Origin of the sequence: Providencia sp. PROV040, from assembly GCF_032706145.1 — a bacterium.
Taxonomy (GTDB): Bacteria; Pseudomonadota; Gammaproteobacteria; order Enterobacterales; family Enterobacteriaceae; genus Providencia; species Providencia hangzhouensis.
In genome coordinates, this window is the sequence record NZ_CP120530.1 from 4517811 (window position 1) to 4532997 (window position 15187).

Annotated in this window: 11 protein-coding genes; 6 read left to right on the forward strand and 5 right to left on the reverse strand. The window is 41.1% G+C overall.

Annotated elements, in window-relative coordinates:
* Position 1 precedes the first annotated feature (1 nt).
* Both mscM and P3L40_RS21090 read left to right on the forward strand, forming a co-directional pair.
* The gene (gene mscM / locus P3L40_RS21085; RefSeq protein WP_004906027.1) at positions 2 to 3343 is read left to right on the forward strand and encodes a miniconductance mechanosensitive channel MscM; all 3342 of its coding nucleotides are present in this window, start codon (positions 2 to 4) and stop codon (positions 3341 to 3343) included.
* Between the two features lie 8 nt (positions 3344 to 3351).
* The gene (locus tag P3L40_RS21090; protein ID WP_094962477.1) at positions 3352 to 3690 is read left to right on the forward strand and encodes a hypothetical protein; all 339 of its coding nucleotides are present in this window, start codon (positions 3352 to 3354) and stop codon (positions 3688 to 3690) included.
* A 3-nt stretch (positions 3691 to 3693) separates the two neighbouring features.
* Here P3L40_RS21090 and P3L40_RS21095 read toward each other — a convergent pair whose 3' ends face one another.
* The 5 genes from P3L40_RS21095 to pldA all read right to left on the reverse strand — a co-directional run bounded on the left by P3L40_RS21095 (position 3694) and on the right by pldA (position 9426).
* Positions 3694 to 4497, reverse strand: coding sequence for a tetratricopeptide repeat protein (locus tag P3L40_RS21095; RefSeq protein ID WP_004906030.1), 804 nt, complete (start codon positions 4495 to 4497; stop codon positions 3694 to 3696).
* Between the two features lie 256 nt (positions 4498 to 4753).
* Entirely contained in the window at positions 4754 to 5566 is an 813-nt protein-coding gene (gene yigL / locus P3L40_RS21100; protein WP_004906033.1) for a sugar/pyridoxal phosphate phosphatase YigL, read from the reverse strand.
* Positions 5567 to 5579: 13 nt separating this feature from the next.
* On the reverse strand, positions 5580 to 6575 hold the full coding sequence (gene pldB / locus P3L40_RS21105) for a lysophospholipase L2 (RefSeq protein ID WP_004906034.1): 996 nt from the start codon (positions 6573 to 6575) through the stop codon (positions 5580 to 5582).
* Positions 6576 to 6595: 20 nt separating this feature from the next.
* A complete protein-coding gene (recQ, locus tag P3L40_RS21110; RefSeq protein ID WP_136134030.1) occupies positions 6596 to 8422 on the reverse strand; it encodes an ATP-dependent DNA helicase RecQ in 1827 nt (608 codons plus the stop codon).
* A 110-nt stretch (positions 8423 to 8532) separates the two neighbouring features.
* Complete coding sequence (gene pldA, locus P3L40_RS21115) at positions 8533 to 9426, reverse strand: phospholipase A (RefSeq protein ID WP_094962474.1); 894 nt, start codon at positions 9424 to 9426, stop codon at positions 8533 to 8535.
* Between the two features lie 155 nt (positions 9427 to 9581).
* Between pldA and P3L40_RS21120 the strand changes: the two genes are divergently transcribed.
* The 4 genes from P3L40_RS21120 to P3L40_RS21135 all read left to right on the forward strand — a co-directional run bounded on the left by P3L40_RS21120 (position 9582) and on the right by P3L40_RS21135 (position 15082).
* Positions 9582 to 10052, forward strand: a complete 471-nt coding sequence (locus P3L40_RS21120) for a thioesterase family protein (protein ID WP_096864355.1) — start codon at positions 9582 to 9584, stop codon at positions 10050 to 10052.
* A gap of 158 nt (positions 10053 to 10210) precedes the next feature.
* Positions 10211 to 11104: an EamA family transporter RarD gene (rarD, locus tag P3L40_RS21125; RefSeq protein ID WP_004906041.1), complete on the forward strand. Its 894-nt coding sequence runs from the start codon at positions 10211 to 10213 to the stop codon at positions 11102 to 11104.
* A gap of 805 nt (positions 11105 to 11909) precedes the next feature.
* Positions 11910 to 13262, forward strand: coding sequence for an APC family permease (locus P3L40_RS21130; protein WP_094962471.1), 1353 nt, complete (start codon positions 11910 to 11912; stop codon positions 13260 to 13262).
* 101 nt (positions 13263 to 13363) lie between these two features.
* Positions 13364 to 15082, forward strand: a complete 1719-nt coding sequence (locus P3L40_RS21135) for an amidohydrolase (protein WP_196732283.1) — start codon at positions 13364 to 13366, stop codon at positions 15080 to 15082.
* Positions 15083 to 15187: the final 105 nt, after the last annotated feature.

A 15187-nucleotide genomic window follows, 5' to 3' on the forward strand; every position in this document is an offset into this window, starting at 1 on the left:
TGTGCGTGTGATTATCAGTTTTTTTCTTAGCCTGTTAATCGTTTTTTCTTCCGTTGCAGCACCGACTGCAGCGCAGGATGAAGCACAGATTAAGCAGGAGCTCAAACAACTTGAGTCAAGTACCAACCCCAAAGATGCAGAGATAGCACAAGCATTACAGGGTGCTTTGAATTGGATGAGTGAAACACGTGATTCCGATGCAAAGGCCAAGTCTTATCAAGAAGCCATTGATAACTTCCCTAGAATTATCAAAGAAATAAGACAAAAAATCCTCAATGAAAGTGATGAACCAGCACCTATACCTGTGGGTATCAGCTTAGGTGAACTTGAACAACGTATTATTCAGCTTAGCAGCCAATTACTCGATCAAAGCCGCTTAACTCAGCAAGAGCAAGATAAAGGCCGCGAAATCAGTGAATCACTAAGTATTCTGCCACAACAACTTTCTGAAGCTAGACGCTTACTCACTGAAGCCTCTTCGCGCTTTCAGTCTCTGAGTACACCCTCAACGCCATTAGCCGATGCCCAGTACACGTTAGCTCAAGCCGAAGTAAGTGCTCGCAAATCAACAGTTAATGAACTGGAAATGGCGCAGCTTTCTGCCAATAACCGCCAAGAAATCTCACGCCTTACGTTGGAGTTATACAAAAAACGCTATCAACGTATGGAACTTGAGTTACAAAACCTGCGTGATTTCCAAAATACCCAACGCCAACAAAAAGCAATTTTAGCGTTAGAACATACCGAGATGTTGGCTGCGCAAGGTGAACTGACCCCATTTTTAACTGAGCAGCTTGATATTAACCGTAAAATGTCTCAGGAATTAACCGCTCAGGCACAGCGCATGAGCGCAATCACCAATAGCCAAGCTGAAATTTCAACGAGTATCCGCGATGCTCGACAAGCGCTCACAACTATTCGCGAGCAAGCTCAGTGGATCAGCAGCTCAAGTACATTAGGGGAAGCGCTCAGAACACAACTCTCCCGTTTGCCTGATATTCCAAAGAGCCAGCAGCTTGATCGGGAAATGGCAGATTTACGCGTTCAACGCTTAAATTATGAAGATAGCCTCGATAGGCTAAGTAAAATAGATACAACCGAGCAAGAAAGCGAGCATGAGCTCAATACAGCTCAAGTACAAGTTTATCAGTCATTGATTAAAACCCGCCGTGAGCTACTAACCTCTTTAATTTCAGGTCTCGATGCTGAAATGTTAGAGCTAACAAAGCTCAATGTCGCCACTGGGCAATTGACCGATGCATTAAAAGAAGTCAAAGATGCTTCAAACCGTTATCTTTTCTGGGTCGCAGATGTTCCGCCAATAAGCATCAGCTATCCTGTCATGTTAGTAACGGATATTACTCAATTACTTTCTCTGGATACCTTGTCCCAACTGGCCGGTGCTCTACGTGTTATGCTGACAACACAAGATACATTTTTGTATCTTTTAGGTTCGATAGCATTAGTCATTTTCAGTATTAGCACTCGCAAGCACTACCAAGCATTTCTTGACCGCTCCAGTTTACGGATTGGTAAGGTGACACAAGACCGGTTTTACTTAACCATTCGAACTATTTTTTGGTCAATAATTGTTGCTCTTCCTCTCCCTATGATGTGGTCAGCCATCGGTTATGGCTTACAAAGTGCATGGCAATATCCCATGGCCGCGGCGATAGGTTATGGTGTCAGTGCGACGACACCTTTACTATGGCTGTTTATGATCAGCGAAACCTTTTCTCGCCCTACTGGGTTATTTATTTCTCACTTCGGTTGGGACAAAGATTCTGTTAAACGTGCGATGCGTTATTACCGAATGGCGATTTTTGTCATCGTTCCACTCGTGATGGCAATTATTACCTTTGAACATTATAGCGATAGGGAATTTGCAGCTAGTATTGGCCGCTTATGCTTTATCTTTTTATGTGTCGCACTTAGCTTAATTACCAACAACTTACGCCGCTCACAAATCCCTCTCTACTTAGATAGACATGGCTCCGGTGAGAATATTGTTAATAAAGCATTATGGTGGATGATATTACTCGCACCTATCGTTGCTGGGTTCTTCTCCATTTTAGGTTATTTTTCAACTTCACAGGCCTTGCTTGCTCGTTTAGAAACCTCTGTCGCCATTTGGTTTGTTATCCTTATCGTTTATCATACGATCCGCCGTTGGATGTCAATGCAGCGCCGTAAATTAGCCTTCGAGCGTGCGAAACAACGCCGTGCTGAGATATTAGCTCAACGTGCTAAAGGTGAGGACGATAACCAGCAAGCAAACGCCAGTAGTGAAGGAAATATTGATATCGAAGAACAGGTTATCGACTTAGATACCATCAGTACCCAATCCGTTGGGTTAGTTCGTTCGATTTTAACCATGATTGCCTTGGTCTCATTGATTTGGCTGTGGTCCGAGCTACATACCGCATTCTCTTTTCTTGAAAATATTCGCTTATGGGATGTGACATCAACGGTTAATGGCGTTGATACCGTACAACCTATCACCATGGGCTCTATTTTCATTGCCATTTTGACTATTATCGTTACCGCACAATTGGTTCGTAACTTACCGGCTTTGCTTGAGTTGGCCGTACTCCAACATTTGGATTTAACACCAGGTACTGGTTACGCCATTAGCACATTAACAAAGTATACGATAACTATTATAGGGACCATTGTTGGCTTCTCTATGTTAGGAATTGAGTGGTCAAAACTGCAATGGCTTGTTGCGGCAATGGGGGTCGGGCTTGGTTTTGGTTTACAAGAAATTTTCGCCAATATTATCTCAGGGTTAATGATCTTATTTGAGAAACCGATCCGGATTGGAGACACAGTAACTATCCGTAACTTGACGGGGAGTATTACCAAGATCAACACCCGTGCTACTACGCTGACAGACTGGGATAGAAAAGAAATTATTGTGCCAAATAAGGCATTTATTACTGAACAATTTATTAACTGGTCACTGTCTGACACGATCACACGTATTGTCATGACTATTCCTGCACCTTCTGATGCCAATAGTGAATTAGTAACAGATACCATTTTACGTGCAGCCAAACGCTCTACGATGATTTTAGATAACCCAGCACCTGAAGTATATCTTGTTGATTTACAACAAGGTATTCAGATTTTTGAATTACGTGTCTATGCCGCTGAAATGGGCCATCGGTTACCTGCGCGCCATGAAATTCACCAAAACATCTTAGTTTCCTTTGCTGAACAAGGAATTACCTTGCCATTCCCACCATTCCAAGCAAGGGTGGATGTCCGTGATAATTCTCTGCAAAGTGCGACAAACAATCTTTCAGGGCGTAATCCTAGTCGTAAGTCAGGGGAATTGTAAGCCGTATTATGCCATTACAATTAAATGAAAAAGACGAATTAGTGATGTTGAGGATCGCCCAACTTGAACGTGTTGGGTCGATTTTATTCTTTTTAATTCCATTAATTATCTTATTAATTGTTGGGAAAGCTTTTGCATTTAATACACTGTACCTTTGGCAAGTATATTGTGCGGTTTATATCGTTGGGTTTCGTGTACTTTGTAGCAAGCTATCATCACAACAGCAACAGCTAGCTATTCGTCGAGGCTGGGGAAACAATCGTTTTTATCGGCTTTCTTGGTGCTATCTTGTATTATCTGTTGTCATACTGGTGGGATACAAAATCGTATCCCACACATCTGCTTAATCATTAGCTGGCTTTAAAACCATACGATTTAATATAACCTTCCGCTAATTTTTGTGCTTGCTGTAATTCTTCAGGGCTTAACTGAGCCGCAATCTTATTTTGTAGACGATGACTTTCTGCGTTGCCGCTGTACACCGCAGTTGCAAGCCATGCGTAGGCTTGCTGCAAGTTTTTCTTCACACCACGTCCTTCAGAATACATGACACCTAAGCGGTCTTGAGACTTGGCATCTTTTTGTTTCGCGGCTTTTCTAAACCAAAACACTGCTTTCTCGTCATCTAAATCAACGCCACTCCCAATCGAGTACATTTGGCCTATTTGGAATTGAGCAAGTATATTTCCGCCTTGCGCTGCTTTTCTAAACCAAAATGCCGCTTTTTCTAGGTTTTGACTGACACCTAAGCCTTGTGCGTACATCATAGCCATGTTGGTTTCAGCTCGGGTATCACCTTGAGCCGCTGCTTGTTCATACCATAGCATCGCTTTGTCATAATCACGACGCACACCAAAACCATTTACAAACATCGTACCTAAGCGAAACTGTGCATCTGAATTCCCTTGGTTCCCCGCCTTAATAAACCACTCAGCCGCTGCTTTAGAATCTTGAGAAACACCTAAACCTTTAAAATAACGCTCTCCTAGCTGAAATTGAGCTTTAGGATCACCTTTTTGTGCTAACTGCGTAATTTGTTCAATCGAGGGTTCTTGTGCTGCTGTCGCCGGTGCCGGCGCAGTGGTAGGTTTAGCGGTTAAAACAGAACTATAACAAATCGAGCCTAACAACAGTGCTAACGCAATTTTTTTCATCCTAAGGAACCCTCAACAGTGCAATATGCAACCTGTGAAAACAGTACTATCCATTAATATCGACCGAAACACTCATCCCCCTAGTTTAAATTTACTTTTTGTCAGAAAAAATAGGAAAAGTGGCCTAAATTTCACAAAAAGCACGTTTCGCTGTATTTTCGCTATGGGAACTTACGTTTTTCATCTAATTGAGATAATAAAAAACCAGATAAACATATTGCCTATCTGGTTCCTCTATTTCAAATAACAAAATAAATTATGCGTTATTAAGGTATTTATTTCTCAGATAACGAGCAACAGCATCATCACTATTCGAACCAATGACTTCCATGTGTGGTAACGCATCTTTTAGCAATTGATGAGCATTTTGCATGATGCAGCCTTTTCCAGCCATAGTCAGCATTTCTTTGTCATTCATGCCATCGCCAAAAGCAATACTATCACTCGGTGTATAGCCATGTAGTGCCGCAACTTGCTTCAGAGCCTCACCTTTAGAAACAGCACCAGCCATAACTTCTAAACAGCTACGCAATGAAAACGTGACATTCACTTTATCTTGCCAGCGTGCTTGAATGCGCTGCTGTAAATCCACCAGCAGGTCATGATCTTCACTGGTGTAGTAAACTTTACAGACTTCAGAAGTGACAAAATTATGGCGGTCAAACAACTGGTAGTTAAATACCGATTCTTTAAAAAATTCTTTTTGTTCAGGGCTTTCCCGGTTGATAAACCAATCATCACCATGGTAGTAATTAGTGATAAGTTCAGGGTTATCAAATTCCATCAAACACAGTTCATGAGCTATTTGAGGATCAACATTGTGCTCAAAAATTAAGTCACCGCGGGTATTATGGATCCGTGCACCGTTAGATGTGATCATATACGCGTCGATGCCTAAACCATCACGGATTTGAGCAACATCCACATGGTGACGGCCTGTTGCAAACACAAAATGCACATCTTGGGAAGTCACTAGCTGTTTCAAGGTGTCTTTTGTATAAGACGTTAAATCATGATTGGGAGATAACAGTGTCCCATCCAAATCGGAAGCAACTACAGGATATTTCATATTCAAACCCTAACTAATACTGCTCAAAAAAATCACAGATAGCATTAAGCGCCATCGCCCTTAATGCATCCACTTCAAATAGGATTTCATGGTGTGCCCCTTCAATGATGAGAGGTAATTTTTCTTCTCGTCCTATTTGCGCTTTTTGTCGGCTTTGACAAAAAGCTTGTAGCTCTTTATTGCTGACCACTTTTTCTTCGCTGGCTTCCAACACCATCAGTGGTACATCAATTTCTCCCGCTTTCGCAATTAGCTCATCGCCAATCACAAAACTTTCACGTAACCAATGGTAAGTCGGCCCACCTAAGCGCAATTCAGGATAATCGGCATAATAACGTAAGTAGCGCCGATAACGCTCTGGACTGTGTGTTAATACATTGATTAAATAAGGTAATGGCTGCCATTTCCCAGTAGAAGCCGCATAATCATTGCGGACACTTTCGCGAGATTCGGCTCTATCAACAATAAAGCTCGCCATCCAACGAGGCATCGGTAAATTAATACCAATCATCGGCGCACATAAGGTTGCAGCATCAAAAGTGACGTTATCTCGCAACAAATACCCGGCTAAGATAGCACTCCCCATTGAGTGAGCTAATGCATAACATTTTGGATAATGCCGATATTTAACCTCAAGCTCAATGAACTTTTCAAAATCGTCAATGTAATCAGTGAATTTTTCAACATGGCCTTTTTGAGGATCCGCTAACATGCGCCCTGATCGCCCTTGCCCACGATGATCAATAATAAACACATCATAGCCTAAATGATAAAAATCATAAGCCACTTCAGGGTACTTCACATAACTTTCACTGCGCCCCGGTGAAATGACAATCGCTTTATGATGCTTTGGATGAATAAAACGGACATAGTGAATGGGGATATCATCAACCCCCACGAATTGAGATTCTTCACGGTGTTGCCAGAAATCTAAAAGCGGGCCATTTGTAAAAGCAGAAAATTGAGTTTCTCGATTCAGCCAACTCTCTTTTAGGTTTTCAGGCGTCATCCTGCAGTTTCCTTATCTATTCATTCATAACCTTCAAGATGGTCTTGGATAAGCGCCATAAATGCTACTCCAAAACGTTCGAGCTTGCGTTCGCCAACACCATTGATTAACAGTAATTCGGCAGGTGAAGTCGGGGTGTTCTCAGCCATTTCAATTAATGTTGCATCATTAAACACCACAAATGGCGGAATATTTTCTTCATCTGCAATGGATTTACGCAATTTACGCAGTTTAGCAAAGAGCTTTTTATCATAATTGCCATGATAAATTTTGTTTTGTTGATTACGGCTTTTTACCACTAAAACACGAGGAACTGCGAGTTTTAGTGCAGCTTCACCACGTAATACTGGCCGTGCTGCCTCCGTTAATTGAAGCGCTGAAAAATGCGTAATATTCTGTGTGATCATACCTAAATGGATCAGTTGGCGAATCACACTGACCCAATGTTCATTACTTTGTTCTTTACCAATGCCATAGACGGGCAGTTTATCATGGCCTAAGTCACGAATACGCTGATTATTAGCGCCACGCAGAACCTCAACAATATAGCCGATACCAAAGCGCTGACCAACACGATAAATACAGGACAGCGCTTTTTGCGCATCCACTAACCCATCGTACTGTTTTGGTGGGTCTAAGCAAATATCACAATTGCCACAAGGCTGCTGGCGATTTTCACCAAAATAATTGAGTAGCACCAAACGGCGGCAAGTTTGTGCTTCAGCAAAAGCCGCGATGGCATTCAGCTTATGCCGTTCTATATCTTGCTGCATACCCGCAGGCTTTTCTTCAAGACAACGACGTAACCATGCCATATCTGCAGGGTCATAAAATAAAATGGCTTCGGCTTCAACACCGTCACGACCTGCCCGCCCTGTTTCTTGATAATACGCTTCGATATTACGCGGAATATCAAAATGAGCGACAAACCGAACGTTTGATTTGTTAATTCCCATCCCAAAAGCCACTGTCGCCACGACAACTTGTAGGTTATCTTTTAGAAATGCATCTTGTACCCACTCCCGTTGGGCAGCGTCTAACCCTGCATGGTATGCCGCAACACTTAAGCCTCGCTTTTGCAAGCGCTCTGTCGTTTCTTCAACCTTACTGCGACTATTACAATAAACAATACCTGCTTTTCCTTTTTGCCCTTTAATAAAAAACCAAAGTTGATCTAAAGGCTTATATTTTTCGACTAAGGTATAACGAATATTTGGCCTATCAAAGCTACTCACATGGACTAATGGCTCATGTAGCTCTAATAAACGAATAATGTCTGCACGTGTGGTTTCATCCGCAGTTGCGGTTAACGCCATCACGGGTACATTAGGTAATGATTGCCGTAATTGGCCTAGTGCGCGGTATTCAGGGCGAAAATCATGTCCCCATTGGGAAATACAGTGGGCTTCATCCACTGCTAGCAAGGTGATGTTCCATCCTGCTAATTGGCTTAAGAAATAATCAGTTAACAACCGTTCAGGAGCAACATACAGTAATTTTATTTCCCCCTGACTGCACAATTCCATGATTTGACGTTGTTCTTGTGACGTTTGTGATGAATTTAAACACGCAGCATTAACCCCATGTAACCTTAATTGGTCAACTTGGTCTTTCATTAATGATATTAATGGCGAAACGACCAGTGTGACACCTTCTTTAACTAAAGCAGGAACTTGGTAGCAAAGGGATTTACCACCCCCTGTTGGCATTAACACTAAGCAATCACGGTTATCCAAAATAGCCCCAATGACAGCATCTTGCCCAGGGCGAAATGACTGGTAGCCGAATGTACTATTGAGCACATGTTCAGCCAATGAAAGTTGGTTAATGACGCAAGCAGTGGACACAAACTTCCTCAATCGATAAAACAAGCCGCTGCCCAATTGAGCAGCGAAGTTGTTGATTCATGACTTGGTATTCAACTCAGAACAAAATAGAGAGCTGAGTTTTTCTTCCATTACAGCATATCGTTTAGCATAACACCGATACCAAAACGTGTTTGGCGATAATTGTAGTCTATCATCGACTCACCATATCCGCTAAACAACTGGGTATAAAAACGCACATGTTTACTAATTGGATAGCTCCACCCCAATTCTGCACCACCATACCCTGTATTCCAGTTATAGCGCCCAGTCGTAGTAAACACGCTGTCTCCCAACGCATACCCTACTTTTAAGCGATAGTAACCCATATATTTGGTAATATCAGAATTATCATCACGCCCTTCACTTTCATGAATGCGGTACCAAGGTTTGAGATCAACTTGCCAGTTACCATTTTGCGCCATTGCCCTTGCATATACTCGGTTCCAGCTGCGAGAAGTAGGCTCTGAACGACCATTTGACTCGTGGTTAAAACCTGTTTCAATCTCACGCAACGTCCAACCCGCAAATTGGTAGTCGGTTAACCAGCCAACAAACACTTGAGGCTCATAGTTAGTTTCTCTAAATGGTGAAGACTCTTTTTTATTACTTAGCTGCCACCAAGAACGCTGAGTATAAGAAACAGCTAAAATTGAGTCATCACCCGCAATACCCGCCCATAATGGAAACGCTAAACTTAATTGAAATTTAACTTCATCCTTTAAAGCATCATCACCCCAATTGTAGCTAGAAATGGCTTCTTTATTCATCGAGGATGTATAGGTATAAAGGATATAATTCGATTCATATGGATACAGCACAAATGGGTTATCATGGTGTTGCAGTAATCCTGAAATGATGCTTCCACGTATTGGCAAGGTATTTTTGACATCTTCTACAGGCTGAACACCTGTATTTTCAGTCGCAAACAATGAAGCAGACCAAAAGCAGAGCACTGCACTTAACAAAATCGGTAAAGCGCGCATTAGTCATTCCTATTTTCAACATCGTCCAAAAAAAGTTTGTCCTATTTTACACACAAAACTGAATAACTGTTGAAAGATTATTCATTCGTTTGTTAGAGACATAATTTACACATAATGTTAACTTATCATTCACATATTTTTAAAGGATGAAAACGATGAATGACCGTACTTATACTTTAGAAGAAGCCAGTGACTTAATGAGCCATGCATTTATTTATAAAATGCCATTTAACCAGCTACTTGGTATTAAATTAATGAGTTTAAATGATGATTTTGTTCAGCTTACTGTTGAAAATCGTCAACAATTAATTGGTAATTTTACTCAGAACATTTTACATGGCGGTGTGATCGCTTCGGTTTTAGATGTTGCAGGGGGGATGGTATGCATCAATCGTATTTTGCAGCGTATTAATCCATTAACCCACACCGAGATTGTCGATAAAATGTCCCGAATGGGGACAATCGACTTACGAGTTGATTATTTACGCCCCGGTCGAGGGCAAATTTTTACTGCTAGTGCTAGCTTATTAAGAGACGGCAATAAAATAGCCGTGACCCGCTGCGAGCTTCATAATGAAAACAACCAGCATATTGCAACAGCAACGGCAACTTATCTGGTTGGATAGAAATAAAATATAAATAATTAGTCACCTGCTAAACTAATAACTTGTAAAAAAACCTGAGCAATGTCACATTAGTGGTATCAAAAATCGAGCCGCTTAAATCGGCTCGGTCTCTCTGTATAAGTATCTTTTTAGTCTTTAATTCAATTTCAGAGCCAACAATGAGCCAGCAAAATACTACCAAAGGCGTGTTATGTGCCTTAGGCGCCTATTTTATATGGGGTGTCGCACCTATTTATTTTAAAAGCATCCAAGAAGTGCCCGCAGAAGAAATCCTGACTCATCGTATTATTTGGTCATTTTTCTTTATGATTTTATTATTAACAGTTTCACGGCATTGGAGTTATGTTCGCCAAGTACTAAAGCAACCAAAGAAAATATTAGTTCTTGGTGTAACGGCAACGACAATTGCTTGTAACTGGTTAATTTATATTTGGGCAGTTAATAATGGTTATATGCTACAAGCTAGCTTAGGTTACTTTATTAACCCACTAGTTAACGTACTGTTTGGAATGCTATTCTTACAAGAACGTTTTCGCCGCATGCAGTGGATTGCTGTTGGTCTTGCACTAACAGGTGTATTGATCCAGCTTTGGCAATTTGGCTCAGTGCCTGTGATTGGGCTAAGTTTAGCTGTTACATTTGCCACCTATGGATTATTACGTAAAAAATTAGGGGTCGACGCACAAACAGGAATGACATTCGAAACACTTTGGCTGCTTCCTGTCGGGATTATCTTCTTATTATTTTTTGCAGATAGTCCAACGAGTGATATGGCAATGAATGATTGGCATTTGAATGCACTTCTGATTGCTGCCGGGGTAATTACTACAGTGCCACTGTTACTATTTACAGAAGCAGCTAACCATTTAAGGCTTTCAACGCTAGGCTTTTTCCAATATATGGGGCCAAGTATTATGTTCTTACTCGCCGTCTTTGTGTACGGTGAAGTTATGACACCTGAATTGTTAGTCACTTTTGGGTTTATCTGGGTTGCATTAATTTTATTTACATTAGATGCATTATATACCCAGCAGAAACTGAGAAAAAAATAATGGGTAACTGTTTACAGAAACTCAGATAGCCGGTAAATAGCGTTAATATTAAATACCGACTCTCGTTTTATATTCTAAACGAAGTCGGTGTTTCATTATATGGAACTCAAATAGTTAATTTAATTAATGCAAATAGGCTATTTAATTAAGTGGTAAATTCTTTATCTACCACATGATAAATCAAAATTAATTTAAATCTTTTTGTTCTTATCTATATATACGCAATTGTAACAAAATAAACTTAACCACATAAAATCAATAAGTTAAACAGAAAAAATTCATCTTGATTTTCTATACATAATGGCTATCATTTAACTTATCTTAAATCCACTTCAATTAATAAACACATCCATCAAACAACTCTTTGAAATAAAAGTAGTTGTTTATTTTTTTCAATTAATGATTGCTTAATAGGAACTTGGTAATTATATTGTACGCCGCTTGTATTCACCCCAGCGGATGGTGATGGTCCGATTCATCACTGACGTTTCATTAAAGTGCGCACGATGACATTTCATTTTAAAAATGTCCTGGTGCGAGGTTTTCTGAAATTGAATGCAGACGGTTCTAAGATTTAATTTAATACAACCATGTAGCGTTAAGACTCTAAATAATTCGAAAACACAACTAGGCGGCAAGCAAAAGAGTCGCTAGGAGCATACAAAAGTATGTGACTAGTGCGAACGAGTGAAGCCAACAACGTTGTGATTCGAAGTATGACGAGTACGGCTGCATTTTAGGTTCACTCGGCCTGTGCATTCAGACAGAGTTAACGTTGTTAAGGGCTTTTGGGAAGGGCTTAAAAATGCAACAGAATACCGTTCAAATGAAACGCGTACTGACCACTCCTGCGTTAGTTTTTTTCGGGCTGGCTTATATGGTGCCACTCGGAATTTTCACCACCTATGGACAAGTAACTGTATTGAGTGAGGGCCATCTGCCTATCGCTTATTTAATTACATTAGCTGCCGTCTTTTTTACCGCCATGAGCTATTGCCGCATGACAAGCGCACTTCCTCTTTCAGGATCTGCTTATTCATACGTGCAAAAAACCTTTGGCGGCACACTCGGGTTTTTAGTGGGTTGGGCACAATTGCTCGACTATCTCTTTCTGCCAATTATTAACTACATTGCAATTGGGATCTTTGTTCATGAAGCGTTCCCCGATATCCCAATGTATGTGATTATTTGCAGTACCATCACAATTGTTAGCATTATGAATATTTTGGGAATTAAATTAGTTTCCTCAATGAATATGCTAATCATTTTAATGCAATTTGTATTTATCGCAGTGTTCCTATACTTGAGTTTTAAAACTTCATTTGTATTGGATACTGATGCTTTATTGGCACCTATTACGGTAATGTCAGAACAAGTATCAGGATTATTTGCTGGTGCAGCGGTACTCTGCTTAGCCTTCCTTGGCTTTGATGCGATCTCCACCATGGCAGAAGAAACCAAAGATGCACGTAGTGCGTTACCAAAAGCGATTCTATACACCGTGTTTATCGCAGGTACGCTATTTGTCATCATTTCCTATGGTGCGCACTTGGTTTACCCGATGTGGCAAGATTTCATTCCTAACACAGATATTGCTAGCCTTGCGGTAATGAAACAAGTTGGTGGTGCGATGATGGCTTCTAGCTTTATCACCGCTTATGTTATCGGTGTATTTGCCTCAGCAATGACCTCACAAGCCAGTATTGTACGTATTTTCTATGCGATGGGCCGTGAAGGCGTGTTACCACGTTCGCTGTTTGCTTATCTGCATCCAAGACTCAATACACCGATTTACTCAATTATCTTTGTTGCGTTAGCATCACTACTTTCATTAGTGCTTTCACTCAGCATGGTCGCCTCAATGATTAGTTTTGGTGCCTTAATTGCATTCACTTTTGTGAATTTATCGGTCATTAAACATTTTTACATTGACCGTAAAGCACCGCTGGATAATACAAAAATTATCACTTGCCTGATTATGCCTTCTATTGGTGTTATCCTAACATTATGGTTATGGACAAGCCTTGATAGCGAAGCCTTTAAAGTGGGTTTATGGTGGCTAGCCGCAGGAGCAATTTACTTAGCACTGCTGACCCATGGTTTTACTCGTCGTCCACCTGCAATCTCTGACGATGAAACTGAAATGATTATTAACTAAGCATTTCAAGTCTTATAAATGATTACGGGGGAGCACTTGCCTTCCCCGTTGTTTTTTTAGCTCTGGTGCCACCAAAGCACCACTGATACAGACGGTTTACAATGAATAATCAATTAGCTGACGTTATTTATTTTAACGGTTATATATATACTGCGGATGATAAAAATCGCGTTGTCGATGCGGTTGCTGTTCGTGATGGTTACATTCTTGCCACAGGCACTTCTGATGAACTTCATCAGTATGTTGGCCCTGAAACAGAGAGTATCGATCTCGAAGGCAAAATGATGATGCCTGGTATCATTGATGGCCATATGCACCCTTTTTGGGGCGGTATTCAACTCTTCGGTTGTCATTTAAATTATGAATCGTTAACTATCGAGCAAATTTTAGAGCGTGTACAAGATCACCTCGATAAAGACCCTCGTACCGGGGAAAATGATTGGCTCAAAGTCACTGCATGGCTACGTCAAGGAATGATCCCGGCGGGTGTTGATATGTATCGTGAAGATATGGACAAGCTCAATACAAAACGCCCTGTCGTATTATTTTCAAATGACTGCCATACATTGCTAGCCAATAGCCGTGCTCTCGAACTATTTGGTATCACTAAAGACACACCTGAGCCACCTGATGGTAAAATTGGCAAATACGAGAACGGTGAGTTGAATGGCATCCTTGAAGATGCACCCGCTATGCGTGCTGCCGATAGCATTCCTTCAATTCGTGACGACCAAGCAATTGAAGTTGCTGAATTAGTACAGAAAGTACTTAACCAGCAAGGTGTGACTATGGTGATGGATGCCCGCGTTTCAGAACAACAGCTTGAAGCCTTTTCTCAATTACAGCAACGTGGTGACCTTACGATCCGTTTCCAAGCTGCTCGTGAAATCACCCCCGATGAAACACCAGATGTTGCTTCAGTAGCGGTAGCAGTGGATAAAGCCGTTGCATTTGCCAAAAAATGGCACCAAGCTGATTGGACACCAACCCCAGGTATTGGCTTGAATAATATTAAAATGTTTGTTGATGGTGTCATGCAATTTCCAACAATGACAGCGTCGTTATTGCAGCCATACCGCATTAATCAAGGCACAGATGACACGCCTAATTGGGTAGAAACGGATAACTATGGTGACCTGTATTTCACAGCTGAAATTCTTGATGAATTAATGGAAAAAATTGCCGCAGCAGGCTATGACCCTCACTTGCATACTGTTGGTGAAGGTGCCGTTTCCATCGTATTAGATGCGATTGAAAAAATGCGAGCAGCGCACCCAGAAAAAGATATTCGCCCAGGACTCGCTCACAATGAACTAGTCCATGCGGATGATTACGCCCGTTTTGCGCGCTTAAAAACCATCGCTTGTTTATCTTTCCAGTGGGCAGCCCCAACTCCAGAGCTAGCGGCTTTTGAGAAAAAAATGCTCGGTGATGAACGTTTTGAGCAACTTGAACCCATCGCTAAATTTGTCGATGCTGGCGCGGTTGTTGCATTTGGTAGTGACTGGCCAATCGATGATTTCGATGAGTGGTATGATTTAAAAGTCGCAGCGACACGCCGTGGCCGCGATATTAATGGTCAAAAAGCACCGAGACTCGATAATGACCGAGACTTGACGGTAATTGAAGTTTTGCGCTCTGCTACGATAGACTCAGCTTATGCACAACACCGTGAAGATGTACTCGGCTCATTAGAGGCTGGAAAATTTGCTGATATGATCGTGCTAGATCGCAATGTATTTGAGATCCCTGCTGATGATATTGAAAATGTAAAAGTATTACGTACAATTATTGGTGGAAAAACTGTACATATTGCTTAATTATTTATTTAGATAACTAATTAAATAAACACCCCAAAGATTCAATAATATCTTGGGGTGTTTTTAATTGGGCACTTAATTCCAAACCTGAATACTCACAATTAA

Coding starts and splice junctions, on each gene's coding strand:
- P3L40_RS21095 (WP_004906030.1), bottom strand. CDS start 4,497: ATGAAAAAAATTGCGTTAGCACTGTTGTTAGGCTCGATTTGTTATAGT.
- pldB (WP_004906034.1), bottom strand. CDS start 6,575: ATGACGCCTGAAAACCTAAAAGAGAGTTGGCTGAATCGAGAAACTCAA.
- P3L40_RS21120 (WP_096864355.1), top strand. CDS start 9,582: ATGAATGACCGTACTTATACTTTAGAAGAAGCCAGTGACTTAATGAGC.
- rarD (WP_004906041.1), top strand. CDS start 10,211: ATGAGCCAGCAAAATACTACCAAAGGCGTGTTATGTGCCTTAGGCGCC.
- yigL (WP_004906033.1), bottom strand. CDS start 5,566: ATGAAATATCCTGTAGTTGCTTCCGATTTGGATGGGACACTGTTATCT.
- P3L40_RS21130 (WP_094962471.1), top strand. CDS start 11,910: ATGCAACAGAATACCGTTCAAATGAAACGCGTACTGACCACTCCTGCG.
- pldA (WP_094962474.1), bottom strand. CDS start 9,426: ATGCGCGCTTTACCGATTTTGTTAAGTGCAGTGCTCTGCTTTTGGTCT.
- P3L40_RS21090 (WP_094962477.1), top strand. CDS start 3,352: ATGCCATTACAATTAAATGAAAAAGACGAATTAGTGATGTTGAGGATC.
- P3L40_RS21135 (WP_196732283.1), top strand. CDS start 13,364: ATGAATAATCAATTAGCTGACGTTATTTATTTTAACGGTTATATATAT.